Source organism: Candidatus Dechloromonas phosphoritropha (genome assembly GCA_016722705.1).
Classification (GTDB): domain Bacteria; phylum Pseudomonadota; class Gammaproteobacteria; order Burkholderiales; family Rhodocyclaceae; genus Azonexus; species Azonexus phosphoritrophus.
Window position 1 is genome coordinate 2630072 of sequence record JADKGN010000004.1, and the last position, 25531, is coordinate 2655602.

The 25531-nt window shown below is 62.9% G+C and carries 29 protein-coding genes; 16 read left to right on the forward strand and 13 right to left on the reverse strand.

From position 1 onward, the window contains the following. The first annotated feature begins 304 nt into the window (after positions 1–304). The gene (locus tag IPP03_18505; protein ID MBL0354541.1) at positions 305–1561 is read left to right on the forward strand and encodes an NYN domain-containing protein; all 1257 of its coding nucleotides are present in this window, start codon (positions 305–307) and stop codon (positions 1559–1561) included. Between the two features lie 16 nt (positions 1562–1577). Here the strand turns inward: IPP03_18505 and IPP03_18510 are convergent, their stop codons facing one another. From IPP03_18510 to IPP03_18560, 11 genes are all read right to left on the reverse strand, one after another. After that, positions 1578–1919 (reverse strand): hypothetical protein, encoded by a 342-nt coding sequence (locus tag IPP03_18510; protein MBL0354542.1) that lies wholly within the window; start codon positions 1917–1919, stop codon positions 1578–1580. A 57-nt stretch (positions 1920–1976) separates the two neighbouring features. Further along, entirely contained in the window at positions 1977–2360 is a 384-nt protein-coding gene (locus tag IPP03_18515) for an aspartate 1-decarboxylase (protein MBL0354543.1), read from the reverse strand. Positions 2361–2447: 87 nt separating this feature from the next. After that, complete coding sequence (locus IPP03_18520) at positions 2448–3272, reverse strand: pantoate--beta-alanine ligase (GenBank protein MBL0354544.1); 825 nt, start codon at positions 3270–3272, stop codon at positions 2448–2450. 90 nt (positions 3273–3362) lie between these two features. Continuing rightward, positions 3363–4181: a 3-methyl-2-oxobutanoate hydroxymethyltransferase gene (panB, locus tag IPP03_18525; GenBank protein ID MBL0354545.1), complete on the reverse strand. Its 819-nt coding sequence runs from the start codon at positions 4179–4181 to the stop codon at positions 3363–3365. Between the two features lie 68 nt (positions 4182–4249). Beyond that, positions 4250–4726 (reverse strand): 2-amino-4-hydroxy-6-hydroxymethyldihydropteridine diphosphokinase, encoded by a 477-nt coding sequence (gene folK, locus IPP03_18530; protein MBL0354546.1) that lies wholly within the window; start codon positions 4724–4726, stop codon positions 4250–4252. Then, positions 4723–6066 carry a polynucleotide adenylyltransferase PcnB gene (gene pcnB / locus IPP03_18535; GenBank protein MBL0354547.1) on the reverse strand — a complete coding sequence of 448 codons (1344 nt, stop codon included), beginning with the start codon at positions 6064–6066 and terminating at the stop codon, positions 4723–4725. The genes folK and pcnB overlap by 4 nt, the downstream gene beginning before the upstream one ends. Positions 6067–6113: 47 nt before the next feature. Beyond that, positions 6114–6782 (reverse strand): HAD family hydrolase, encoded by a 669-nt coding sequence (locus IPP03_18540; GenBank protein MBL0354548.1) that lies wholly within the window; start codon positions 6780–6782, stop codon positions 6114–6116. Beyond that, on the reverse strand, positions 6779–7444 hold the full coding sequence (hda, locus tag IPP03_18545; protein ID MBL0354549.1) for a DnaA regulatory inactivator Hda: 666 nt from the start codon (positions 7442–7444) through the stop codon (positions 6779–6781). Before hda ends, IPP03_18540 begins: the two co-directional genes overlap by 4 nt. Before the next feature lie 255 nt (positions 7445–7699). Then, positions 7700–9778, reverse strand: a complete 2079-nt coding sequence (ppk1, locus tag IPP03_18550) for a polyphosphate kinase 1 (GenBank protein MBL0354550.1) — start codon at positions 9776–9778, stop codon at positions 7700–7702. Between the two features lie 111 nt (positions 9779–9889). Continuing rightward, positions 9890–10132: a chorismate-binding protein gene (locus IPP03_18555; GenBank protein ID MBL0354551.1), complete on the reverse strand. Its 243-nt coding sequence runs from the start codon at positions 10130–10132 to the stop codon at positions 9890–9892. Continuing rightward, positions 10053–10646, reverse strand: coding sequence for a hypothetical protein (locus IPP03_18560; protein MBL0354552.1), 594 nt, complete (start codon positions 10644–10646; stop codon positions 10053–10055). The genes IPP03_18555 and IPP03_18560 overlap by 80 nt, the downstream gene beginning before the upstream one ends. A gap of 377 nt (positions 10647–11023) precedes the next feature. Between IPP03_18560 and IPP03_18565 the strand changes: the two genes are divergently transcribed. The 10 genes from IPP03_18565 (at position 11024) to IPP03_18610 (ending at position 20179) form a co-directional block, all read left to right on the forward strand. Next, positions 11024–11560 (forward strand): hypothetical protein, encoded by a 537-nt coding sequence (locus tag IPP03_18565; protein MBL0354553.1) that lies wholly within the window; start codon positions 11024–11026, stop codon positions 11558–11560. Positions 11561–11577: 17 nt separating this feature from the next. Next, a complete protein-coding gene (gene ovoA / locus IPP03_18570) occupies positions 11578–13695 on the forward strand; it encodes a 5-histidylcysteine sulfoxide synthase (protein MBL0354554.1) in 2118 nt (705 codons plus the stop codon). A 310-nt stretch (positions 13696–14005) separates the two neighbouring features. Beyond that, positions 14006–15439 (forward strand): F0F1 ATP synthase subunit beta, encoded by a 1434-nt coding sequence (locus tag IPP03_18575; GenBank protein MBL0354555.1) that lies wholly within the window; start codon positions 14006–14008, stop codon positions 15437–15439. Continuing rightward, positions 15439–15843, forward strand: coding sequence for a F0F1 ATP synthase subunit epsilon (locus IPP03_18580; protein MBL0354556.1), 405 nt, complete (start codon positions 15439–15441; stop codon positions 15841–15843). Before IPP03_18575 ends, IPP03_18580 begins: the two co-directional genes overlap by 1 nt. Next, positions 15840–16112 carry an AtpZ/AtpI family protein gene (locus IPP03_18585; GenBank protein ID MBL0354557.1) on the forward strand — a complete coding sequence of 91 codons (273 nt, stop codon included), beginning with the start codon at positions 15840–15842 and terminating at the stop codon, positions 16110–16112. Before IPP03_18580 ends, IPP03_18585 begins: the two co-directional genes overlap by 4 nt. After that, positions 16112–16810 (forward strand): F0F1 ATP synthase subunit A, encoded by a 699-nt coding sequence (locus tag IPP03_18590; GenBank protein MBL0354558.1) that lies wholly within the window; start codon positions 16112–16114, stop codon positions 16808–16810. The genes IPP03_18585 and IPP03_18590 overlap by 1 nt, the downstream gene beginning before the upstream one ends. After that, positions 16807–17073: an ATP synthase F0 subunit C gene (gene atpE / locus IPP03_18595; GenBank protein MBL0354559.1), complete on the forward strand. Its 267-nt coding sequence runs from the start codon at positions 16807–16809 to the stop codon at positions 17071–17073. The genes IPP03_18590 and atpE overlap by 4 nt, the downstream gene beginning before the upstream one ends. 8 nt (positions 17074–17081) lie before the next feature. Then, positions 17082–17831: a F0F1 ATP synthase subunit delta gene (locus tag IPP03_18600; protein ID MBL0354560.1), complete on the forward strand. Its 750-nt coding sequence runs from the start codon at positions 17082–17084 to the stop codon at positions 17829–17831. Further along, positions 17821–19323: a F0F1 ATP synthase subunit alpha gene (locus tag IPP03_18605; protein MBL0354561.1), complete on the forward strand. Its 1503-nt coding sequence runs from the start codon at positions 17821–17823 to the stop codon at positions 19321–19323. The genes IPP03_18600 and IPP03_18605 overlap by 11 nt, the downstream gene beginning before the upstream one ends. Further along, complete coding sequence (locus IPP03_18610; GenBank protein ID MBL0354562.1) at positions 19307–20179, forward strand: F0F1 ATP synthase subunit gamma; 873 nt, start codon at positions 19307–19309, stop codon at positions 20177–20179. The genes IPP03_18605 and IPP03_18610 overlap by 17 nt, the downstream gene beginning before the upstream one ends. A gap of 19 nt (positions 20180–20198) precedes the next feature. Here the strand turns inward: IPP03_18610 and queD are convergent, their stop codons facing one another. Further along, positions 20199–20651, reverse strand: coding sequence for a 6-carboxytetrahydropterin synthase QueD (gene queD, locus IPP03_18615; GenBank protein MBL0354563.1), 453 nt, complete (start codon positions 20649–20651; stop codon positions 20199–20201). Between the two features lie 44 nt (positions 20652–20695). Between queD and IPP03_18620 the strand changes: the two genes are divergently transcribed. After that, the gene (locus IPP03_18620; GenBank protein ID MBL0354564.1) at positions 20696–21532 is read left to right on the forward strand and encodes a radical SAM protein; all 837 of its coding nucleotides are present in this window, start codon (positions 20696–20698) and stop codon (positions 21530–21532) included. Positions 21533–21585: 53 nt separating this feature from the next. Here IPP03_18620 and IPP03_18625 read toward each other — a convergent pair whose 3' ends face one another. After that, entirely contained in the window at positions 21586–21903 is a 318-nt protein-coding gene (locus IPP03_18625; GenBank protein MBL0354565.1) for a transcriptional regulator, read from the reverse strand. 270 nt (positions 21904–22173) lie between these two features. Here IPP03_18625 and IPP03_18630 point away from each other — a divergent pair, with 270 nt between their 5' ends. The 4 genes from IPP03_18630 to IPP03_18645 all read left to right on the forward strand — a co-directional run bounded on the left by IPP03_18630 (position 22174) and on the right by IPP03_18645 (position 25522). Further along, the gene (locus IPP03_18630) at positions 22174–22620 is read left to right on the forward strand and encodes a CBS domain-containing protein (protein ID MBL0354566.1); all 447 of its coding nucleotides are present in this window, start codon (positions 22174–22176) and stop codon (positions 22618–22620) included. 253 nt (positions 22621–22873) lie between these two features. Beyond that, positions 22874–23974 carry a chorismate synthase gene (gene aroC / locus IPP03_18635; protein MBL0354567.1) on the forward strand — a complete coding sequence of 367 codons (1101 nt, stop codon included), beginning with the start codon at positions 22874–22876 and terminating at the stop codon, positions 23972–23974. 53 nt (positions 23975–24027) lie between these two features. After that, positions 24028–24294, forward strand: a complete 267-nt coding sequence (locus tag IPP03_18640) for a DUF465 domain-containing protein (protein MBL0354568.1) — start codon at positions 24028–24030, stop codon at positions 24292–24294. Between the two features lie 40 nt (positions 24295–24334). Then, positions 24335–25522, forward strand: a complete 1188-nt coding sequence (locus IPP03_18645; GenBank protein ID MBL0354569.1) for an MFS transporter — start codon at positions 24335–24337, stop codon at positions 25520–25522. Positions 25523–25531: the final 9 nt, after the last annotated feature.

The following is a 25531-nucleotide window of genomic DNA, read 5'->3' on the forward strand; positions in this document are numbered from 1 at the left end:
GAGGAAGCGATACGAGCCGGAGGCGCCTGCGATTCGCCGGAATGCCGTCAGAAGTTAGATGCAGCATTGTAAACGCTTACCGAAAGATGGAAAGCTCGGTGAAGAAGAAACAGCTCCGTGTGGCGAGTGCCCGAGCGAATCAATCCGGCGAACGTAGCTCGTGGCGTCTTTCCCATTCGGAAATTGTCGGACGGTTCCTCCGTCTCCGGTTGGGTGGGCAGCGGTCTGCTGTTGTCCGAGAATCGCCAACGCCCGTCGGGTCTGCTCACGGTATACTCCGGCATTTTCAAGTTGAAAGTCTTTCATGGCCGCATTCGACGACACCGCCAGCATGGCGCTTTTCTGTGATTTCGAGAACATCGCCCTCGGCGTTCGCGATGCCCAGTACGAGAAGTTCGACATCCGACCGGTGCTCGAGCGGCTCCTCGCCAAGGGCAGCATCGTCGTCAAGAAGGCGTATTGCGACTGGGATCGCTACAAGGCCTTCAAGTCGGGGATGCACGAGGCCAATTTCGAGTTGATCGAGATCCCGCACGTTCGCCAGTCGGGCAAGAATTCCGCAGACATCCGCCTCGTGGTCGATGCGCTCGACCTTTGTTACACCAAATCCCACGTTGATACCTTCGTCATCATCAGCGGTGACTCGGATTTTTCGCCGCTGGTCTCCAAGCTGCGCGAGAACGCCAAGCGGGTGATTGGCGTCGGCGTCAAGCAGTCGTGTTCAGACCTGCTGGTGGCCAATTGCGACGAATTCATCTATTACGACGACCTGGTGCGCGAGCGCAGCAGTGGTCGCCGCGAAAACCGCGAAACGGCGCCGCGCCGGACGCCCGAGGAAGAATCGAGTCGCCGCGAGAAAATGGAGGCGCGCAAGACCAAGGCAGTCGAACTGGTAGCCGCGACCTTTGCCGACCTGATTGCCGACCGTGGCGATAGCGAGCGTGTCTGGGCCTCGGTGCTCAAGGAAGTGATCAAGCGGCGCAACCCCGGGTTCAATGAAACCTATTTCGGTTTCCGCAGTTTCGGGAACCTGCTCGAGGAGGCGGCCAACCGAGGCCTGCTCGGCTTTGGCCGGGACGACAAGTCCGGCGCCTACGTGACCCGGGCCGTGGTGCGTCCGCTGCCGGAAGAGGATGCCGCCGGAGAGGCAGTTGCGCCGCAAGTGGCCTCGCCGACTGCCGCGGTGGACGGCTCAGGTGGTGTCAAGGCAGCAGTGTCTGGTGACGGCGAGTCGAAGGCTGAAGGCCGTCGTCGCGGGGGCCGTCGCTCGCACAAGGAAGGCAAGGAGGCGAAGGAGACGCTGGCGCATGGGCTGGAGCCCGCAAGCGAGCCGGCATCCGCCGTGCCGGCCGATGAGTCGGCTGCGGTAGTCGTTGCGGAAGCCGATCCCGCGAAGCCGCCCCGTGGCGGGCGCCGCCCGCGCCGCGCGGAGGCCGTGCCGGACTTACCGGTGGGGGATGTAGTGGTGGAGTCTGGCGCAGCGGATAAGGCGGAAGCGCCGACGGCGAAGGTGGTTACCCGCGCGCCCCGCAGCCGGAAGCCGAAGGCCGTCAGCGAATAGATCCCGGGCGCGGGTTTCAGATCGTCAGCAGCAGCTTGGCGCGCAGGCCCACGGCGTCGCGCCTGCCGTCGCGCGAGGTGGTTATCGCTTGATACCACTTGTTGTACAGGCCACGCAGGCCCGTGTGTCCATCCGCGTTCTCGATACGCTCGAGCAACGAACTGGTGCCGAGCGAGCCGACGAAGGTCTTCAGCGTATTGCGCATGAAGTTACGTGCCCGCCGCAGGCGGACCGGGTCTGGTGATACGGGCGGCTCGCCGAAGGCGGTGATCGACGGTAGCGCCGCTGCTGGCGCGCTAACCGTCCCCTGGGGGCTGATCACCGAACTGTTTGCAATATAGCCGTCTTCCTCGAACAACAGCGGCGTCCTGTCCCCGTTATCGGGTCGTCCGTGAAGCAGTTCGCGAACTGCAGTTCATGCCGCGGCTTGCACGGGAATCCTGTGTCCTCGGCGGGTGATCCGGTTCTGCGAATCGACGTAGATCAGTTCCGGCTCGTACTTGGTCAGTTCGACCTCGTTATAGACGGCAAATGTGGCGATGATCAGGATGTCGCCCGGCGCGGCGCGACGGGCTGCCGAGCCATTGACCGAAATGACGCCGGAGCCACGTTCGGCGCGTATCGCGTAGGTAGTGAAACGCGCGCCGTTGTTGACGTTCCAGATGTCGATCTGTTCGTATTCCCTGATACTGGCTGCGTCGAGCAAATCCTCATCGATGGCGCAAGAGCCCTCGTAGTGCAGGTCGGCGTGGGTTGCCGTCACCCGGTGCAACTTCGATTTCAACATCGTTCTCTGCATGGTTTGACTCATCCAGACGGTTTGGGGAAGCGAATTGTAGCGGCACTGGACCCTCTGTCAATGGCTTTTGCGCCGTGAAAAAGTGAATCAGATCTCAATGTTGTCGATTAGTCGCGTGCTTCCGAGACGACTGGCGGCAAGCACGACGAGCGGAACGCCGATGGCTTGCGGTGCCGAAAGATCCGCCTGTCGGCGCACCGCAACGTAGTCGGTATGCCAGCCGGCCGCGGTCAACACGGCCACTGCGGCATTTTCCAGTCTGAAGATGTCTTGCTCACCTTGCTTGAGAAACTCGCGGATACGATTCAGTTCCCGATACAGGCGCGGCGCCTCGGCGCGTTCGGCGGCGCTCAGGTAGCCGTTGCGTGAGGAGAGTGCAAGGCCGTCGTCGGCGCGCACGGTTTCGCCGCCGATGATCTCGATCGGCAGTGCGAGCTGGCGGGTCATGTTGCGGATGATGATCAACTGTTGGTAATCCTTCTTGCCGAACACGGCGGCCTGCGGCTGCACGCAGTTAAACAGCTTGAGGACGACGGTGGCGACGCCGCGGAAGTGGCCGGGGCGGAATTCGCCGTCCAGCAGGTGCTGGATAGCCGGTGGTTCGACGAAGTATTCCTGCGGTTCCGGGTAAAGATCGCTTTCAGTCGGCGCGAACAGTACGTCGACACCGGCGGCGGCGAGCTTGTCGCAGTCAGCCTTGAAGGTGCGCGGGTATTTGTCGAAATCCTCGTTCGGGCCGAATTGCAGGCGATTGACGAAGATTGAAGCGACCACCGTGTCGCCGTGGGCGCGCGCCTGCTCCATCAGGCTGGTGTGGCCGGCGTGCAGGTTACCCATGGTCGGCACGAAAACGATGCGGCCGCGGGTTTTCAGCGCGGTGCGCAGATCGGGGATGGTGGAATGGATTAGCATGGGGAGAGGTGTTTTTGACGCAGATTGCGCAGATGAACGCAGACTTTATCCGTGGAAATCAGCACAATCTGCGGCAAAGTTTTTTAGGTTTCAGTTGGCGTAGGTATGTTCGGGGCCGGGGTAGCTGCCGTCCTTGACGGCGGCGACGGCACGGCAGGCGGCATCGTGAATGCTGGCGGCGCCGGCCATGAAATTCCTGACGAACCTGGCCTTCTTGCCGGGTGGAATGTCGAAGGCGTCGTGCACGACCATGACCTGGCCGGAGCAATCCTTGCCGGCACCGATGCCGATGGTGATGATCTTCAGTTGCGCAGTGATCTCGGTGCCGAGCACGGCCGGAATCGCTTCGAGGACGATCATCGTTGCCCCGGCATTCTGTAGCGCCAGCGCATCATCCTTGAGCTTTTGCGCGGCGGCATCGCCCTTGCCCTGCACCTTGTAGCCGCCGAGCGCGTGCACTGATTGCGGCGTCAGCCCAACGTGGCCGCAGACCGGAATGCCACGGTCGACGAGGAATTCGACCGTTTTTGCCATTTCCCGGCCACCTTCGAGCTTGACCATCTGGGCACCGGCGGCCAGCAGCGTCACGGCGTTGCGGAATGCATGTTCCGGCGTCTCCTGATAGCTACCGAAAGGCATGTCGGCGATGATGAACGGGCGGTCGGAGCCGCGCTTGACGGCGGCGACGTGGTAGGCAATGTCGGCGACGGTGACAGGCAGTGTCGTATCGTGGCCCTGGATGACGTTGCCCAGCGAATCGCCGATCAGCAGGCTGTCGACACTGGCGCCGTCGAGCAGGCGGGCGAAGCTGGCGTCGTAGCAGGTGAACATGGCGACCTTCTCGCCGGCAGCGTAGAGCTTGGCGAGGTCGGCCTGGGTCAGGCGGCGGGTGATGGTTTGAGCGGACATGAGCATCCTGGAGAAAGAATTACGGCGCCTAGGATACACAAAGGTGCCCGAGTCGAGTCAACCGCCGATCAGAGCCGCTCGATGCCCTGATTGGCGACCGCCGGCAGCCAGGCGATGACGCTGCCACGTCCCGGGATCGTCAGGCCGGGCGCGATTTCAGCCAGTGGGCAGAGGACGAAGGCGCGCAGATGGAGTCTTGGGTGCGGCACCGTCAGGCGCGGCAGATCGACTTCACTGTCGTCGTAGAGCAGCAGGTCGAGATCGAGGGTACGCGGCCCGTTGTGGTCGCGACGGTGGCGCCCGAAACGGATTTCGAGGTCGAGCAGGCCATCGAGAAGTGCTTCGGCGCCGAGTCTGGTCCCCAGCGCCGCGACGGCATTGATGAAGTCGGGCTGGTTTCTGAGGCCGATCGGGGCTGTGCGGTAGAGCGACGAGGCGCGCAGGACGCGGCTTTCCGGCAGGTCGGCGAGTGCCGCCAAGGCGGCTTGCACGGTAACCGCCGGGTCGCCGATGTTGGCGCCAAGGGCGACGTAGGCGGTGTTCACTGGGTACTGTTACGGTCGACGCCAGCCGCCCCCGGATTTGTGCGCCTTCGCCGGCGCTTGCGGTCGCCAGCCTGTTGCGGCAGCAGCATCGCCGCCCTTGTTGCGCCGTCACCATTCTGGAAGCGTGTCCACCAGTCGCCCAGCTCCGCGTCGATTTCGCCGGATTCGGCGCGCAGCAGCAGGAAGTCGTAACCAGCGCGAAAACGCGGGTGTTCGAGCAGGCCGTAAGGGCGCTTGCCGGCGCGTGTCTCGAAGCGCGGCTGCAGGGACCAGATGTCCTTGATGTCACCGGCAATGCGCCGGGTGATGGCGAGCTTCTCGCCCTGCACGTCGAGCACCGTGTCCATCGCCTGATAAAGCGCCGGAATTTTCGCTTCGCCGGCGGCCTTCAGCTTTTCCCAGTGCGCCAGCACCTCGTGCCACAGCAACGTGGCGAACAGGAAGCCGGGCGAGATGCCCTTGCCCGCGCGGACGCGGTCGTCGGTATTGGCCAGGGCGAGCATGATAAATTTTTCACCCAGCGGCTGTTCGAGAATGACGTCGAGCAGCGGCAGCAGGCCGTGATGCAGGCCTTCTTCACGCAAACGTGTGATGCAGTTCACCGAGTGGCCCGAGGTCAGGAGCTTGAGCATCTCGTCAAAGAGGCGGGCCGGCGGCACGTTTTCCAGCAGTTCGGCCATTTCGCGGATCGGCTTGCTCGCCGCCGGATCGATGATCAGACCGAGCTTGGCGGCGAGACGCACGGCGCGCAGCATGCGCACCGGATCCTCGCGGTAGCGGGCGCGCGGCTCGCCGATCATGCGCAGGGTTTTCTGCCTGAGATCACCGACACCATGGTGGTAGTCGATGACCGCTTCGGTGGCCGGGTCGTAATACAGCGCGTTGGCAGTGAAGTCGCGGCGGGCCGCATCGTCGGCTTGCGTACCGAATACATTGTCGTGAAGCACACGGCCGTGCTCGTCGGTCTTGGTATTGGCGTCGAGCATGCCGCGGAAGGTGGTGACCTCGATGGTCTCCTGTCCCATCATCACATGCACGATCTGGAAGCGCCGGCCGATGGCGCGTGAACGGCGAAAGGCGCGGCGAATCTCGTCCGGCGTGGCGTCGGTGGCGACGTCGAAGTCCTTGGGCGCGGTGCCGAGCAGCAGGTCGCGCACCGCGCCGCCGACGACATAGGCCTTGTGGCCCTGCTGCTGCAGGCCTTCACAGACGCGCCGGCTGCCGGAACTGATACGGTCGCGGGTGATGCCGTGGCGGGATACGGGAATGACGGCCGGTTCGTGGTGACCGGCGACGGCCTTTTTGCTACCGAAGACGCGGGAGATGAGTTTGCGGATCACTTGTTGCCGTTCGGGGAGCGCATGGCACGCTGCGGAAACCGTGGATTCTACCGCAAAGTAATGATTTTCCAGCCCATTTCCCTGCTATGCCGAAGCAGCATGTCGTCAGGGTCGACCGCTACCGGCGTCCTGACCATGCGCATCAGCGGCAGGTCGTTGTGCGAGTCGCTGTAGAAAGAGCTGTCGGTGAAGCCGCCCCACCAGAGGCCGAGCGACTCCAGCCAGGTCTCGACACGGGTAATTTTGCCGTCGCGGAAAGAGGGGGTGCCGCGCGGACTACCGGAAAATGCCCCATTTTTCGGGTCGACCGCGGCAACCGTGGCGATCAGGTGCGCAATGCCGAATTCGCGGGCGATCGCGCCGGTGACGAAGCTGTTGGTCGCGGTGACGATGGCGCACAGGTCGCCGCCGTCCAGATGGCGCCGCACCAGTTGGCGGGCTGGGTCGCCGATCAGCGGGCGGATGTGGTGGTCCATGTATTCGCGGTGCCAGGCATCGAGTTCGGCGCGCGAATGGTGGGTCAGCGGTGCGAGCTGGAAGGCCAGAAACTCGTGGATGTCGAGCGTGCCCGCCTTGTAGTGATCGTAGAACTCGATGTTCTTTGCCTCCTGCACCTCGCGGTCGACGACACCCTTGCCGATCAGGAATTGCGCCCACTCGAAATCGGAGTCACCGGCGAGCAGGGTGTTGTCAAGATCGAAGAGGGCGAGATTCATTGTCCGAGATCCAGCGGCAGTGTTTCGTTGAGCAGTTCGCGCAGCAATGGCAGCGTGACCGCGCGCTTGTGTTCGAGCGTGTAGCGGTCGAGCGCGGCGATGAAGGCGGATAAGGTACGCATGTCGCGCGGGGCGTGGCGCATCAGGTAGTCGATGCTCTCCGGTGACAGCTTGAGTGCGCGTTCCCGAGCCTGGTTGGTGAGCGCGGCGACCTTCTCGCCATCCGATAAAGGCTGCAGGCGATAGATCAGTCCAGAGCCAAGGCGGGTGCGCAGGTCTTCGCGCAGCGCGAGATGGGCCGGTGGTCGATCGGCTGCGGTGAACAACTGTCCGTCGGCCGTTTTCAGGCGGTTGAAATGGTTGAACAGGGCAATTTGCCCGGCCGCATTGAGCGCCTCGACATGGTCAACTGCTAACTGCCCGACCGCCGCGACCTCGCCAAGTGCCGGGTCGAACGCCGCATCAATATAAGTGAAGCCGCTGGCCAGTAGCAAATGTGTTCGCCCCGAGCCCGCTTCTCCCCACAGGCAGAACGATGTTTCGGTGCGCGCTCCTGCCAGCCAGCCGGTCACGGCGGCCACGGCTTCCGCATTGCCGCCAGCGACGAAATTGTCCAGCGTTGGCGAGATCTCCGGCAGCAAATCGAGTATCAGTTGACGCATGTGCATGGGGTTGGGTGGGCCGTCGATTTTAGCATTCACCAAGCCGCAGCGCTTTTGGAAACGGCAACTTGACATCCGCGGTTGCCGGGCCAGCTGCCCGATCTGCCTCCGATGAGGAAAATCCGGCTTTTGCGGAAGATCGCACCCATGTCGAGCAGTGCAACGTTACCGTCAGCCGAAAAAAATGCGGCCGCAAGGCCGCACTTTCGTGCTCTCCGCAAGGTCAGCCGCAACCGGCGGCTCCCCCAGGCAGTTTCAGCTTCCCAAGGCCAGCATCAGTTCCGACTGCGCGCTGTGGGGTTTGGCGCGGGCCGACCTGCGCCGCTGGTAGACCCCGTCGCCACTCATGTCCCAGGACTGCTGGTTGTCGGCAAGATAGAACTTGAGACCTTCGGTGATGACGCGCTTCTTGAGCTTGGGGTCGAGGATCGGGAAGGCCAGTTCGATGCGGCGGAAGAAGTTGCGGTACATCCAGTCGGCGCTCGAGAGGTAGACTGATTCCTTGCCGCCGTCGTGGAAATAGAAGATGCGGTGGTGCTCGAGGAAGCGGCCGATGATCGAATGGACCTTGATGTTCTCCGAAAGCCCGGGCACCCCGGGGCGCAGCCCGCAGACGCCGCGAATCAGCAGCTCGATTTGGACGCCGGCCTGTGAGGCCTGATACATCGCATCGATCGTTTCAGGCTCGAGGAGCGAGTTCATCTTGGCGACGACCATGGCCTTCTTGCCTGCCTTGGCGGCTTCGGCTTCCTTGGCGATGGCGGCCACGACATTGGGCTGCAGGGTGAACGGGGCCATCCACACATGTTCCAGCGCGCCGGCTTTTCCGAGTCCGGTCAGTTGCTTGAAGACTTCATTGACGTCCTGGGTGATTTGATCGTTGGCGGTCATCAGGCCGAAGTCCGAGTAGAGCCGTGCCGTGCGCGGGTGATAGTTGCCGGTGCCGAGATGCGCGTAACGCTTGAGATGGCCTTCCTCGCGCCGCACGATCAGCAACGCCTTGGCATGTACCTTGTAGCCGACGACGCCATAGACGACGTGGGCACCGACCTGCTCCAGCTGGGTCGCCCATCCGATATTGGCTTCCTCGTCGAAGCGCGCCATCAGCTCGACGACCACGGTCACTTCCTTGCCGTTCTGCGCGGCACGGATCAGCGACTGCATCAGCACCGAGTCGGTGCCGGTGCGGTAAACGGTCATCTTGATCGCGACGACGGCCGGATCGGTGGACGCCTGGTTGAGCAGATCGATGACCGGCGAGAACGACTGGAAGGGGTGGTGGAGCAGGATGTCGCCCTGGCGGATGCTCTGGAAGATGTTGGCACCCTTGCCTACAGCTTTTGGCACACCGGGAGTGAAGGGCGGGAATTTCAGGTCGGGACGATCGACCCAGTCCGGCACCTGCATCAGGCGAACCAGGTTCACCGGTCCGTTGACGCGGTAGAGATCGTCGCGGCTCAGTCCAAATTGGTCGAGCAGGAACTCGACCATCGAATCGGAACAGCTCTCGGCCACCTCAAGGCGGACGGCGTCACCGAAATGCCGCTGCGGCAGTTCGCCCTGCAGCTTGGTGCGCAGGTTGGTGCTCTCCTCGTCGTCGACGAAAAGGTTCGAGTTGCGGGTCACGCGGAACTGGTAGCAGCCGCGCACCGTCATGCCGGCGAATAGTTCGCCGACGAATTCGTGCAGGATCGACGACATGAAGACGAAGCCGTGCGCGCAACCGGCAATTTCCCGTGGCACCTGGGTGACGCGGGGCAGGACGCGCGGCGCCTGGACGATGGCGGCATTGGAACTGCGGCCGAAAGCATCCTTACCTTCGAGTTCGACGGCGAAATTGAGGCTCTTGTTGAGAACGCGCGGAAATGGGTGTGACGGATCGAGCCCGACCGGCGTCAGCACCGGCACCATTTCGCGGAAGAAATACTGGCGGATCCACTCGCGCTGGGCGTCGGTCCATTTGGAGCGGCGCAGGAAGCGGATATCCTGTTCCGCCAGCAGCGGCATAACTACATCATTGAGGGTCCGGTATTGTTCATTGATGAGGGCATGCGCCTCCTCGCGCACCAGGCGGAATGCCTCGTGGGCGGTCATGCCGTCGGTCGTAATGACTTGGGCGCGGGCCTTGATCTGTTCCTTGAGCCCCGCCACGCGGACCTCGAAGAACTCATCCAGGTTGCTGGAAACGATGCACAGGAAACGCAGGCGCTCGAGCAGGGGCACTCGCTCGTCCTGTGCCTGGGCCATCACCCGGCGGTTGAAAGCGAGCAGGCCCACTTCCCGGTTCAGGTAATTCTGGGGTGGGTAATCGCTTTTCCCTTGATGCAGTGTCATTTCAGCCTCCTCGCTAGTTTGGAGAAGTATATTCTTCACGGTCGCCAATTTGAAGCACTTGCGGCGTGCCCGGATAACTTTTAGCCCGTCGATTCGGGCATCAGCGAGCGATCAGCCGGAGGCGCTCCGCTTGCCTGCGGGAATGCTGCCTAGTGTCGCGAGCAGTGTGCCAATCTTGGTATCGGTTTCGGCAAGCTCGAGTTCAGGGCCGGCGTGCAGTTCGACACGATTGCCCGCAATCAGGGCCGGACGCGTGGCAGCCCTGAACTCGCCGTCACCATCTGCCTTCATGATGCCGAAGCCGCCGCTGTACCAGCCGCTTCGTACCTCTTCGTGTCTGGCCAGCCAGTCCATTGCCGCGGGCCCCGGGAATCTGCCCCGACAGGCGCGTCAGGCACCAGGCATGGATGCCTTCCGATGTGGTGTCGCTGGCGACGGCGACGTCGTGGATACCCAGGCAGCCGACAAGGCAAGATTCGACCGCAAGCGGGTGAATGTTGCATCCGCCGCTGATCAGCATGTCGTCGGCGCGGTCGCTTACGGTCAACCGTCCTTTTTCATCGATTTTACCGAGGTCGCCAGTGGCCAGCCAGCCATCACCGCCGCCGTAACCGGCCATGACCTGAGGGCCGTGGATACGGATAAGGCTGTCCGCGCTCAGCGTGAATTCATTGGTGCCGAGTGGGCGGCCAACCAGGCCTTCACGCCACAGGTCGCCGGGCAGCAGCGGCAGATGATGGTTCGAGGCGCTCGCTGCTGCATCGAGATTGGCGTCGTTCGGCATGACGCGGCGCGGTTCGCCCTCGCTGCTGCTGGTTGAGATGACGAGCGCGATGCCGGGCGGCCAGCCCGCCGCGAGGAAGATCAAGAATTTCTCCATTGCCAAGCGCTGGCGGAGGCCGTGTTGACAATCGAGCGGCTGGTCTACAGACTTCATTCATGACGATGACCGCGGATTCTCCTGGTGCGCGAGAGCGCCCCGTGACGCTCGTTGCAGCTGACAGCTATCGCTTGGGTGCCCGGCGCCATGAGGCGATCGTGCCGGGGCGAGCTGATAGTGGCCGGGGCAACCGGGGTGCCACAGCATTTTTACCGGCGTTTCGCCGAGTACGCGAGCGCGCGCGTCTTCGAGATGGACTATCTGGACTGGGCCACGCTCGATCTGGCAGCCGCCGTCGATACCATAAGCGAGAATGGCTTGCCGCTGTTCAGGTCGGGCATTCGTTCGGCGGGCACGCATTTGGCTTGCTGCCCAATCACGAGCGGATCGATCGCCTTTATACCTTCGGCACCGGCGCCGGATGGCACGGCTGGATGCCTCCCCTGGAGCAATTGCGGGTACTCGCCATGTGGCGAGTCGTCGGTCTGGCGATCATCAGCTGGAAGGGCTATCTTGCCTGGAGCCGTCTTGGCCTCGGTGAAGATCTGCCGCTGGGCGTCTATCGGCAGTGGCGACGCTGGTGCCGCTTTCCACAATATTTCCTCGATGACCCGGCGATGGCGCAGTTTACCGAGCGTATCGGCGGAGTTAGGACGCCGATCGTCGCCGCCAACTCGTTCGACGATCGCAGGGCTTCCTCACGTTCGCGCGATGCCTTTATGACCGGCTACCGCAACACCGACTGGCAGGCAGTGGACCTCGACCACGGGCGGGAAGGCCTGCGCGGAATCGGGCACATGGCAACAGTTTCAATTCGGGACGCGGCGAGGCCCTGGAAATGCATATACCGACGCAATAACCGGCCACCGTGTTTTAATAGCCATCCGCCCACCTATTTATAGTTCCCAACTCGATATCCATGTCAGCAGCACTTTTTCCCCGCACCCCGCCACTCGCTGATTGCGACCTGGAGAGAAGCCGTGCCCGCATCCTTGACTATTTTCACCGGACTTTCGACCGCTACGAGCAGTTGTTCGAGGTCCTGACTTGTGACGAAGCGTATTTCGAAAAGCCAATTGCCCTGCGTCACCCGCTGATCTTCTACTTCGGCCACACCGCAACCTTCTTCATCAACAAGCTGCTGCTGGCCGGCATGCTCAAGGAACGGATCAATCCCCGTTTCGAGTCGATGTTCGCCATCGGGGTCGATGAAATGAGCTGGGACGACCTCAATGAAGCCAATTACGAGTGGCCGACCGTTGCCGAGATCAAGGCCTATCGCGACCGGGTGCGCGGCGCGGTCGACGCGATCATCCGCAGTGCGCCGCTGACCCTGCCGATCGACTGGGAGAACCCGTGGTGGGTGATTGTGATGGGCATCGAGCACGAGCGGATTCATCTCGAGACCTCGTCGGTACTGATTCGTCAGCACCGCCTCGACTATGTGCGCCCGCATCCGGCTTGGGCGCCGTGCGGCCTCTCCGGTGCGCAGCCGGACAACCGGCTGGTGGACATACCGGCCGGTGATGTGCGTCTCGGCAAGGCGTTTGCGGACGCCACCTATGGCTGGGATAACGAATATGGCGAACACCATGCTGCCGTGCCGGCCTTCAAGGCGGCGCGCCATCTGGTATCCAACGGCGAGTTTCTGTCTTTCGTTGAAGCTGGGGGCTACGAGGATGACAGCCTTTGGAGCGAAGAAGGCAGGGCCTGGAAGCGATTCGCCAGAGCGCACCATCCGACATTCTGGCGTCTTGAGCCCGATGGCTGGCAGTTGCGTTTGCTGACGCAGTTCGTCGACATGCCCTGGGACTGGCCGGTCGAAAGCAATTTACACGAGGCCAGCGCCTTCTGCCGGTGGAAGGCGCGGACCAGCGGCGCGACGGTCCGCCTGCCGAGCGAGGACGAGTGGTATCGCCTGCTCGCCGTGTCCGGGCTGGACGAGTTGCCCGACGACGCGCCGGCTGCCGCCAATATCCACCTCGACCATTGGGCGTCGTCGTGCCCGGTCAATACCTTTGCCCACGGGCCCTTGTTCGATGTGGTCGGCAACGTCTGGCAATGGACCGAAACGCCGATCCATCCGTTCGACGGCTTCCGGGTGCACCCGATCTACGATGATTTCACGACGCCAACCTTCGACGAGCGCCACAACCTGATCAAGGGCGGTTCGTGGATATCCTGCGGCAACGAGGCACGGCACGCGGCGCGTTACGCCTTCCGTCGGCACTTCTTCCAGCATGCCGGCTTTCGCTACGTGGTCGCTGAGCCTTTGGCCGCACGGCCCGTATCGCAATACGAAACCGACCGTCTGGTTTCCGAATACGCCGAGTTCCATTACGGTGACGAATACTTCGGCGTGCCGAATTTCCCCCGTGCCGTCGTCGAACTGGCGATTGCGGCCATGGCCGGGCGGCCGGCGCACAAGGCCCTCGACCTCGGGTGCGCCACCGGCCGGGCAAGCTTCGAACTGGCCAGGCATTTCGACCAAGTCACCGGGCTTGATTTTTCGGCGCGCTTCATCGGGGTCGGCGTGCAAATGGCAACGCAAGGCAGCCTGCGGTACACCCTGGTCGATGAGGGAGAACTGGTCTCGTACCATGAACGGCGCCTGGTTGACCTCGGTCTTGAAGCGGTGCGCGCCAAGGTCGATTTCGTCCAGGGCGACGCCTGCAACCTGAAACCGATCCATGCCGAATACGACCTGATTGTGGCGGCCAACCTGATCGACCGCCTGCACAGCCCGCGCAAGTTGCTCGAAAGCATCCATGCCCAGATCAAGCCTGGCGGACTGCTCGTGATCACCTCGCCCTATACCTGGCTCGAGGACCACACGGCGCGTGCAGAATGGATTGGCGGTTTCAAGAAGGACGGCGAGAACTTCACCACGCTCGACGGGTTGAAGGCGATATTGGGTAAGCATTTCCGCCTGCGCGGCGAACCTCGGGCTGTGCCCTTCGTGATCCGCGAAACGCGCCGCAAATTCCAGCACACCCTGGCCGAGGCAACGATCTGGGAGCGGGCGGATCGGAAATGATCGAGGAGGCCGGCCGGTTGTATTCGTCGTTTTCGGTGTTGGAAGGCCCGACGGCGATGGATGAGCAATGGACCGGTCGTGTGCGGTGACGTATTTTTTCTCGCTTTCAATACGGAGCACCCCATGAAGTCGCTTGCCCGATCTGTCTCAACCGCCATGATCTATCTGTCGACCGCGGTTTTGACGTTGCCGGCCGGTGCCGAGGAGGTCCAGGCCGCAACCCCGACGCCTGACCAGCTCGGGGGTTATCCACCTCGGCACTCAAGGTGACGGCGATAGCTCTGGCATTCGATGCAGCAAGGGTCGAGTCATGAATGAATGCGGATCGCCCACCGTGAATCAAGACTGGCTTCCCGGTTGTCCACCGCCCGAGTGGGAGCCTTTGGGCGTGATCCAGGAAATCCAGGGGCCGGTGATCGATGTCGTGTGCTCGCGCTTGCCGCCGCTGCATCGCGCCATCTACGTCTGCCTGAATGGGGAACATTACACCTTCGAGGTGCATCGCCACCTGGACGAACAGCGCGTGCGGGCCATTGCCCTGCATCGGACCAGTGGTCTCAAGCGGCAGATGACGGTGTTTGACGGTGGCGTTGGTTTGCAGATTCCGGTGACGCCGGATTGCCTGGGCCGCCTGCTCGACATGTTCGGCCGACCGCTCGATGGCGGTCCGCCGTTGATCGCCGAATCCTTCCGCCCGATTGTTGCGCCGCCGGTGTCGTTGTCCGAGGCGGCTGGCGTGGGCGGTGTGCTGCCGACGGGGATCAAGGTCATCGATCTGCTGTGTCCGTTCGTTCGCGGAGGCAAGACCGGACTGTTCGGCGGTGCCGGGGTTGGCAAGACGGTACTGATCATGGAGTTCATGAACGCCATTGTTCGCCTGCATCAGGGGGTCTCGGTCTTTGCCGGCGTCGGCGAGCGCATCCGCGAAGGGCATGAGCTTTGGCACGACATGCAGGATGCGGGAGTGATGCCGCGCACCCTGATGGTTTTCGGGCAGATGGACGAGTCGCCGGGTGTGCGTTTCCGGATCGGACTCGCGGCGCTGACCTATGCCGAGTACCTGCGCGACTCGGTGGCCAGGGAGGTGCTCTTCCTGATGGACAACGCCTTCCGTTTCGTTCAGGCAGGCAGCGAATTGTCGGGGCTGGTCGGGCGCATGCCCGCGACCGTCGGCTACCAGCCCACCTTGCTTTCCGAGGTGGCGGAATTGCAGGAGCGCATCCTTTCGACCAAAGCGGGCAATATCACTGCCGTTGAAGCGGTCTACGTGCCGGCCGATGACATGACCGATCCGGCCGTGGGGGCAATTCTTGCGCACCTCGATACCATCGTCATCCTTTCCCGCGCTCACGCCGCCAAGGGCATCTATCCTGCGGTCGACCCGCTGCTCTCCAGCAGCAGCGCCATGGACCGCCGCGTCATCGGTGAACGTCACTACCGCGTCGCCCAGGCGGTCAGGGAATATCTGGCGCGCTACCGCGAACTCGAGGACATCATCGCCATGCTCGGACTGGAAGCACTGTCCGAGGCCGACCGGCGCGTTGTGCACCGTGCGCGGCGGCTGGAGCGCTATCTCAGCCAGCCGTTCTTCGTGGTGGCCGAGCACACCGGTATCGCCGGTGCTTCGGTGCCTTTGGAAACAACGCTTGGCGATTGCGAGGCCCTGCTGCGGGGCGACTACGATGCCCTGCCTGAAGACGCCTGCTACATGCGTGGTGGCATGGCCAGGGCAGGAGGGTTGTGATGAGCCGATCCTTCACCTTGCACCTGCAGAGCGCCTCCTGCCACGAGCGTATCGCGGAGGTCGCCAGTTTTGTCGGCCAGGACGCCAGCGGCAGTTTCGGCGTTCTCCCCGGGCGGGCGGACTTCATGACCGTCCTCGACTACGGCCTGGCGCGCTTCCGCCTGTTGGAGGGTGGCTGGCAGTATCTGGCCTGTCCGGGCGCCGTCCTTTCCTTTGCCGACGACCAGCTTTTCCTCAATACTCGGCGTTATCTGCGGGACGACGACTATGACAGGGTGTTGCATCTGCTTACCGGCCAACTGGCCGATGAAGAAAAGGCGCTCAAGGCGGTCAAGGACAACCTCCAGCGGCTGGAACAGGAGTTGTTCCGGCGCCTGCGCCAACTCGACCGGTGGCCGGCATGAATGACGAAAAGTGGCGCAGCGAGGTCGGGCGTGACGCGGCGAGACTCAAGGTCGCCGAGCATGAACGCCGTTCGCTGCTGGCGCAGACGGTTTATCTCGGCACCTTGTCGGTGCTCTTCCTAGTGCCACTGATTGGCGGCGCCTACCTGGGTCGCTGGCTGGATGGGCTGAGCGAGGGATATTCCGTGCGCTGGACCATCAACCTGATCATTCTCGGTCTGGCGGTCGGGGTGTTCAACGTATACGTCTTCATCCGGAAATATTGGTGATGGAGACTCTGGGCATCGTCTTCAATGTCGGCCCTTTCGGCATCACCCGCACGGTGGTCACCACGTGGGGCATCATGCTGGTTCTCGGTCTGGGCAGTTGGCTAGTGACCCGCCGGCTCTCCGTAGACCAGCCCGGTTTACCGCAGAGTGCCGTGGAAGGAGCCGTGCAGGCGGTTGAAGCCGCCATCGCCGTGGTTCTGCCCGAGCGTGCCGAACTGCTGCTGCCCTTTGTCGGCACTTTGTGGTTGTTCATAGCCGTCGCCAATCTTGCCGGACTGATCCCCGGCCTGCATGGTCCGACCGGCGATCTGTCCACTACCGCCGCCCTGGCGATCCTGGTCTTCCTCTCAGTGCATTGGTATGGCATACGCAGCGCCGGGCTTGGCAGCTACCTGCGCCACTATCTTGCCCCCAGTCCAATCCTGTTGCCCTTCCATCTGATCGGCGAACTGTCGCGCACCCTGGCGCTTGCCGTGCGTCTGTTCGGCAACATCATGAGCCTGGAAATGGCTGCCCTCCTGGTTCTTCTGGTAGCCGGACTGCTCGTCCCCGTGCCCCTGCTGATGCTCCACGTCGTTGAAGCGCTGGTTCAGGCTTACATCTTCGGCATGCTCGCGCTGATTTACATTGCCGGCGGCATGCAGTCCCAGGTTGCCCAAGAATCCCCTTCTGCGAAAGAGAAAGGAAGCACGACATGAGCGACATGAACTGGTTTGTCCTGATTTCAACGGTGGCGGCGGCCCTGGCCATTGCACTGGGTGTCATATTCCCGGCCCTGGCAATGGGCAAGGCCATCGCCCAGGCCCTGGAGTCGTTGGCACGCCAGCCGGAGGCGGAGAAATCCATCACCCGTACCCTGTTCATCGGCCTGGCAATGATCGAATCCCTGGCCATCTATGTGCTCGTGATCGTCCTCATCATCCTCTTCCGCAATCCGCTGCTCGAATACCTGCTCAAGTAAGGCCTGTCATGCGGATCGAGTGGACCACCTTCGCTTTCGAGATCATCAATTTCCTGGCGCTGGTCTGGATACTCAAGCGCTTTCTCTATCGGCCGGTACTCGATACCCTGGCCCGGCGCCGGGCGGGCGTCGAGCGTACCCTGGCCGAGGCCGGAGAGATCGAGGCACGGGCGAAGGCTCTGCAGGCCCGGTACGAAAGCCGGCTGGCCGACTGGGAGAAGGAAAGGACCAGGGCCAGGGAGCAACTGGATGCGGATCTGGCGCAGGAGCGGGTGCGGCAGATGCAGGCCCTGACCAGGATCCTCGCCGAGGAGCGGGCGCGGAATGCCGCGGTCGACGCCCATAAACTGCAGGAAATCGAGCGTGCACAGGAGGTCCGTGCGATGGCTCAAGCCCGGCGATTCACCGCAACCTTGCTGGGCCGACTGGCCGACCCCGCAGTCGAGGCGCGCCTGGTTGATCTTCTCCTGAAAGACTGGGAGTCGCTGCCGGAGGCGGAACTCGTGGGCTTGCGGACCGCCGCGGCGACCAAGGACGTCGGGATTGTCGTGACCAGCGCATTTGCGCTTGTACCGGAGCAGCGTCAGCGGATCACGGCGGCACTCGCGGGCAAGCTGGGCCAGGACATTGCCATGGCCTTCGGTGAGGACAGGCAGTTGCTCTCGGGCTTGCGCCTGTCGCTCGGCCCTTGGCGCCTGCATCTGAACTTCGCTGACGAACTGGCCGCCTTTGCGGCGTCCTCGAATCATGTCGACTGACTCGGCGGCCTTCTCGCCCCTATCCCGCCAGTCGGACTGGCTGGACGGCTACGACTTCCGCCTGCGGATGGCCGAACAGGGAAGGGTGGTCGCGGTCGGCGATGGAATCGCCTGGGTCGAGGGGTTGCCTTCTGCGGCCATGGACGAGGTTCTGCGCTTCGCCGATGGCAGCCGCGGCCTGGTCTTCCATCTGGGCAGTGCTCGTGTCGGCGCGATACTCCTCAGCCAGGGCAGCGGTCAGCAAGGGCTGACCGCGGGCACGGCGGCGTTCCTCAGTGGCCACCATCTGGAGATCGGCGTCGGTGACGCCTATCTTGGCCGGGTTGTCGACCCGATGGGGAGGCCCCTCGATGCCGGGGTGGTAATCCAGACAACTTCCCGGCGACCGCTGGAGCCAGACTCGCCACCGATCATCGCACGCGATTTCGTCAATCGCCCCCTGGTTTCCGGCGGCAAGATGGTCGATACGATGATCCCGATCGGCAAGGGCCAGCGCCAATTAATCATCGGCGATGCCGGCACCGGCAAGAGTGCTCTGGCCCTCGACGCGATCGTTGCCCAGAAGGGTCGCGACGTCCTCTGCGTCTATGTGCTTATCAGCCAGAAGCGCTCGGCCGTGGTGGCGACGGTTGAAACCCTGCGTCGGACGGGCGCCCTTGATTTCACCTGCGTGGTCGTCGCCGAGGCTACGGCCCTGCCGGGCCTGAAATACATCGCGCCCTTTGCCGGTTGCGCGCTGGCCGAAGGCTGGATGTATGCGGGGCGGGATGTGCTGGTGGTGTACGACGATCTCACCACGCACGCCCGCGCCTATCGCGAGCTTTCCCTGCTGCTGCGCCGGCCACCGGGGCGCGAGGCCTACCCCGGCGATATTTTCTTCCTGCACTCGCGCCTGCTCGAGCGTTCGACCTGTCTGGCCTCCCAATACGGTGGCGGCAGCATGACGGCGCTGCCGCTGGTCGAAACCGAACAGGGCGAAATTGCCGCCTACATTCCGACCAACCTGATCTCGATCACCGATGGTCAGGTCTATCTCGACCCGCGTCTGTTCGCCGCTGGGTTCCTGCCGGCAATCGACGTCACGCGCTCGGTTTCGCGTATCGGCGGCAAGGCGCAGCATTCGGCCATCAAGGCCGAAGCCGGGCGGATGAAGCTGGATTACCTGCAGTTCCAGGAGTTGGAAATTTTCACCCGCTTCGGTTCGCGTCTGGAGGCCGGGGTCGAGGCCAAGATCCGGCGCGGCCGGTTGCTGCGCGAGTTGCTCAAACAGGATCGTCTGTGCCCGCTGATGCCGGAACAGCACATGGCGTGGCTGATTGCGTACAACGAGGGGCTGTTTGATGGACTGGACAGCATCCTGCTGGCAGAACGGATGGCAATTCTTTTCCGGGCGCTGGCTGAACGGCCGATCAGCCTCGACGCCCCACGGGAAAGCTGGCTCGCCGCCGTCCGCTCAGGTCTCGAAGGTGCTGGCGGTGAGCCGGAGGCGTGAGCTTGCGCGACGCTTGGCGTCGCTGACCGAGATTGCCGGCATCATGTCGGCCATGAAAGGGCTGGCGCTGATGGAAATCCGCGTCCTCCAGGATTTTCTCGCCACCCAGCGCCGAATGGTGAGCAGCATCGAAACGGCGGCCGCGCGGTTTTTTGCCTGGCATGGTGAACTCGCGGTGACGCCGCCGCCTGGTTCGGAACTCTGCATCGTGGTCGGCTCCGAACAGGGCTTTTGCGGCGACTTCAACGAGGTCCTGCTCAATCGCCGGGAGACCGTCTGTACCGGGACTCCGCAAAAGTCGACATGCCTGATTGTCGGTCACCGCCTGGCCAGCCGCTTTCAAGACACGGCGGCGCCGCTTCTTCAACTCCCGGGCGCCAGCGTGGCGGACGAAGTCCCCAGCGTATTGCTGCGGTTGACCGCGGAACTGGGCCATTTCCTGACTTCGGGGGAAATGCGTGGCGGCGGCGTTTCCGTGCTCTACCACTGCGACGCGACGGGCGCGATCCGCCTGCGCCGTCTGCTGCCTCTGCGTGACCTGCCGCCTGCGTCTGCCCGCCGCGGCTACCAGCCGGACCTCAATCTTCCTGCCGCGGACTTTCTCGCGGGTCTTACCCGGCACTATCTCCATGCCGCGCTCAACGAAGTTCTCTACAGCTCGCTACTGGCCGAAAACCGCCAGCGCCATGTCCATATGGATAGCGCCCTGAACAAACTGAACGAAGACAGCGACCGGCTGCGTCTCGCCTACAATGCCCAGCGCCAGGAAGACATCACCGAGGAAATCGAGGTCATCCTGCTGTCGGCGGGCATGTTGTCGGAGGAGCCTGTCGGGCAGGGGCAAGGGCCCGGCTGAATTGCCTGCCGCGCGAGCCTCAGTCCGCCGCCTGGCGGACCGCGTCCGCCCAGCAATTGGGTGTTTCGTAAAGGCGAACACGCGCGAGTTGCAGGTGATTCCCGTAGGTGTCGCGGTAGACCGCGTTGAGGCGTTCAAAAGCGATTCTGGCCAGGTTTTCCGCCGTCGGCACGCGGTCGAGGAGGGCCGTCTTGTGGCCAGGCAGCGACGCGAGGAAATCGACGACGACGGAATCGCCGGAATAGGCCAGGAAGGCGTGATCCCATGCGTCGACCAGATGTTCCCGCGCCAGTTGCTTGACCTGGGAGAAGTCCATGACCATGCCGTTGGCCGCGTCGCCGGCCTGGTCGATGATCTTTCCCGAGAGCGTGATCTCGATGACGTAACGGTGGCCATGCAGGTGACGGCACTGGCTGCGGTGGTCGGGGATGCGGTGGCCCGCATCAAATTCGAGGCGGCGGGTGATCAACATGGCGGAATCGTCTCGTGAGTGGTCGCGGATTATACAATGGGCGCATGCTGACGATCGAAGACCACCGGCGTGACAGTGCCGGCCTGCGTTATGTGTATCCCGTGGTTTCCCGCCGCGCCGGTGGCGTCTCGGTGGGCATCAACCTGAATGTAAACAATGCCTGCAACTGGGCCTGCGTTTACTGCCAGGTCGAGAACCTGACTCGCGGCGGGCCGCCGGCGATCGATCTCGATCTGCTCGAGCGTGAACTGGCGGACTTTCTTGAGGATGTGCTGACGGGCGATTTCATGGCGCGCGAGGTGCCCGCCGAGGACCGTCGGCTGGTGGACGTGGCATTTTCTGGAAACGGCGAGCCGACCAGCGCCGCCGAGTTTCCCGAAACGGTTGTGCTGGTCGGGCGCGTCCTCGAGCGGCACGGGCTGGCCGGCAAGCTGCCAGTGCGCCTGATCACCAATGGCAGCCTGCTACATCGCCGGGCGGTTCAGGAGGGCATTCGCATACTGGGCAAACTGGGCGGGGAAGTCTGGTTCAAGCTCGATCGCGGCACGCCGGCCGAAGTCGCGGCGATCAACGGTGTCCCCATGGATGCGGACAGGATCCGCAGCAGTCTGGTGCACTGCGCGAGCTTGGCGTCAACCTGGGTCCAGACCTGCTGGTTCGCAATGGACGGTGCGGCCCCTGATGCTACCGCCCGCGAAGCTTATTGCAACCTGCTCGGACCGGTGGCGACCGATCTGGCCGGGATCCATCTTTACGGACTGGCGCGGCCGTCAATGCAGGCGGCTGCCCCGCGCCTGCAACGCCTGGGTGCGGATGAGCTCGAGAGTTTCGCCGCCGAAATCCGGAAAAAAACGGGTCTCCGGGTTTCGGTTGCGCCGTGACGATTGCTCCCTGTCAACCAGGGGAGTTCCCTCGGGCGCGGTCAACGGCCTTTTCAGGCCGGATTCTCGGCTGACTTCTTGCCCTTGCCGTGCGCCGATTTCTTCAGTGACTTGTACATCTCCGGTTCCTTGGTCTTCAGATACTCAATGACTTCCCAGTCGCCACGAGTGATCGACGCGATGTCAATCCCTTCGACATGGACCAGGCGCAACAATTCGCGCACCGGCTTCGGCATGTTGCGGCCGCTTTCATAACGCGAACCGCCGCTCTGGGTAACGCCAAGCGTCGACCAGAACTGTTGCTGATTGAGTCCGAGTTTGCGCCGAATTTCCCGGGCGTCAATTTTTTCAATGGTAGTGACTTTGGCCATCATTCAATCTCCTTTCGCCAGTGTTCTCAAAATACCCAGACATCCTGACGGTCTATGCCTAAGGTGATACTGGCAATTATATGGGCCAATATGACGTCGGACAAGTGCCAATGCCATAAAGTTTCGGCAATGTGCGCCGGGGAACCCCAAGCAAATTCGGCGCCCTGATTTTCGATGGTCCGGAAAATCGCCGATACCCGTCCTTCCCCAAACCAGCCGGATGCACTAACATCGTCAAGTCCGACAATCCAAACTTTCCGGAGAAACGTCATGCAGGTCAGGGAGATCATCAATCTCAAGGGCGGCACGCTGTTTACCGCAACACCCAGGCAGTTGCTTGGTGAAGCCATCGACGCCATGGCGGAATTCGACGTCGGCTCGCTGGTGGTCATGGAGTCGGGCAAGATGACCGGAATGCTGACTTTCCGGGAGGTTCTGCAGGCGCTGAAGGCCCATGACTCCTGCCCGGTTGGTGTGACGGTAGGCGACGTCATGGTTAGGGATCCGGTTACCGTGTTTCCCGATATGGAAGTTGATGATTTGCGCCGCCTGATGATTGAGAAGCGCTCGCGCTATCTGCCGGTGATGGATGGCAATATGCTGTTGGGCGTCATCTCCTTCCTCGACATCGCCAAGGCAGTTCTTGACGAGCAGCGCTTCGAGAACAAGATGCTCAAGAACTACATCAAGAACTGGCCGGACGAACCGCAGACCTGAGTGCGCGCCGATTTGGCGAGTAGAAAGGCGGCCCCGTCCGCCTTTTTGCTTTTCCGGCTAACGACTGCCCCAGCCATGGCGCTTGGTTCGCTGCCAGCGCGCGTCCGCCTGCTGGGGGCGATTCGGGGGCGGTTGTCCCGCCTTGCCGCGAACCGGCGGCCTGGGCGGCCGGTTCGCTGCGGTCGACGTCCGAGAAGGGGTCTTTTTGCTCATCATGGTAAACTCCTGATTCCATTTTAGACTGACGCTCCCCATGTCCGGCAACACATTCGGTACCCTGTTTACTGTCACTTCCTTCGGCGAGTCGCACGGCCCGGCCATCGGCTGCGTGGTCGATGGCTGTCCGCCCGGACTGGACTTGTGCGCCGCCGACATCCAGGGCGAACTCGATCGGCGCAAGCCGGGCACTTCACGGCATGTGACGCAGCGCCGCGAAGCGGATACCGTCGAGATCCTCTCGGGCGTCTTCGCGGGCAGGACAACCGGCACGCCAATCGCCTTGCTGATTCGCAACCAAGACCAGCGCAGCAAGGATTATGGCAACATCTCCGACACCTTTCGGCCAGGCCATGCCGACTACACCTATACGCAGAAGTACGGTTTCCGCGACCATCGCGGCGGCGGCCGCTCGTCGGCGCGCGAGACGGCGGTGCGCGTGGCCGCCGGGGCGATTGCTCGCAAGTGGCTGAACGAACGTTATGGCGTGACGATTCGCGGCTGGATGAGCGCGCTGGGGCCGATCGAGATACCGTTCGTTGCAGCAGACGACATCGACGGCAATGCCTTCTTCGCGCCCAATGCGGCGCTGGTGCCGGAACTCGAGGCCTACATGGACGGCTTGCGCAAGTCGCTCGATTCGGTCGGCGCCAGGATCACCGTCGTGGCGACGGACGTTCCACCGGGTTGGGGCGAGCCGGTCTATGATCGTCTGGATGCCGAGATCGCCTACGCGATGATGGGCATCAATGCCGTCAAGGGCGTCGAGATCGGGGCCGGGTTCGCCTCGGTCGCACAGCGCGGCAGCGAGCACGGCGACGAAATGACCCCGCAGGGCTTCGTCAGCAACCATGCTGGAGGGATTCTCGGCGGCATATCGACCGGACAGGACATCGTCGTCAACATGGCGATCAAGCCGACCTCGTCGATTGTCCAGCCGCGGCGCTCGATCGACGTTCGCGGCAATGCAATCGAGGTCGCCACCGAAGGCCGGCACGATCCCTGTGTCGGGATCCGCGCGACGCCGATTGCCGAAGCCATGCTGGCGCTCGTGTTGATCGACCACGCCCTGCGCCATCGCGCGCAGTGTGCCGATGTCGTGGTCAGCACGCCGCGCATTCCGGGAAAAATCGCGTAAAATTCAAAACTTTGCCGCTGCTCAAGGCGGAAAAGCCGCAAGGGGAGACCAATATGCAAGTCGAACACCACGACCTTCACCACGAATTTCCTGAAATGATCGATGCGATCGAAGTGCTGAAGGTAGGCAATGCGCATTTCGCCAAGCTTTACCATAGCTACAATCGACTCACCGGCAAGGTCGAGGACCTGGAAGAACATGACATGCCGGTCGCGGATTTCACGCTCGAGGACATGAAAAAGCAGCGCGTCAGGCTCAAGGACGAGTTGTACCATCTGCTGCTGGCCTTTCGTGCCGGGCAGAAGTCGGTCGGCGCCTGATAGCGCCTCTGCCCGCCGGTGCATCCGGTAACATTGCCGGATGCATGCTCTGCCTTATTGGCGCCTCTCGGGCTATTACTTCTTCTACTTCGCCTTCATCGGCGCCTTCTCGCCCTATTTCGGGCTCTATCTCCAATCCCTGAATTTTTCCGCCTGGGACATCGGCCTGCTGATGTCGCAGATGCAATTGATGCGCCTGTTCGGCCCCAACTTGTGGGGCTGGCTGGCTGACCGCCTCGGGCGGCGCATGGCGATCATCCGTCTCGCGGCACTGGCCGGGCTGGCTGGGTTCACCGCCTTCTTCTGGCTCGACCGGCTGGGCGGAATGCTGGCGGCGATGGCGGTTCTCGCCTTCTTCTGGAGCGCCGCGCTGCCGCTGGTCGAAACCCTGACCTTCGACCACCTGCGCGAAGAGCGCGGGCGTTACAGCCGCATCCGCCTGTGGGGGTCGATCGGCTTCATCGTCGCCGTGCTCGGCACCGGCGCCGTACTTGACGTTCTGCCGCTCACCGGCGTGCTCTGGGTGTGCTGGGGAATCCTGGCTGGCATCCTGGTACTGGCGGCGGTCTTGCCGGATGCGCCCGCTGTGCCGCATCCCCACGACAGTCTCCCGGTCCGCGACATTCTCCGGCAGTCGCGGGTGCGGGCGCTCCTCGCCGCCTGTTTCGCCATGTCGGCGGCGCATGGCGCACTCTATGTTTTCTACTCCATCCATCTGGCCGCCAATGGCTACAGCAAGGCCGAGGTGGGCGCGCTGTGGTCGTTCGGTGTAGTCGCCGAGATCATGGTCTTCATGCTGATGACCCGGTTGACCCGGCGCTATTCGCTGCGCGCCCTGTTACTGGCCAGCTTCGCCGCTGCCGTGTTGCGCTTCTTGCTGATCGGCTGGGGCGTGGAATCACTGGTGATCATGGTTCTGGCCCAACTGATGCATGGCCTGACCTTCGGCGCCTACCATGCCTCGGCGATCGCCTTGATCAATCTCTGGTTTCCCGGACGGGTGCAGGGGCGGGGACAGGCGCTCTACTCCTCCATTTCTTTCGGCGCCGGCGGCCTGCTTGGTGGGCTGATCAGTGGCTGGACCTGGGATGGCATCGGTGCGGGCTGGACCTACACGCTGGCCTCGCTCTTCGCTGCTGCCGGCTTTATGCTGGTCTGGGGCTGGGTGCGCGACGATGACGCGGTCTGCGCCTCCGGCGCGGCCAAAAACGCCGATACTGTGCGATAATTCAACGCT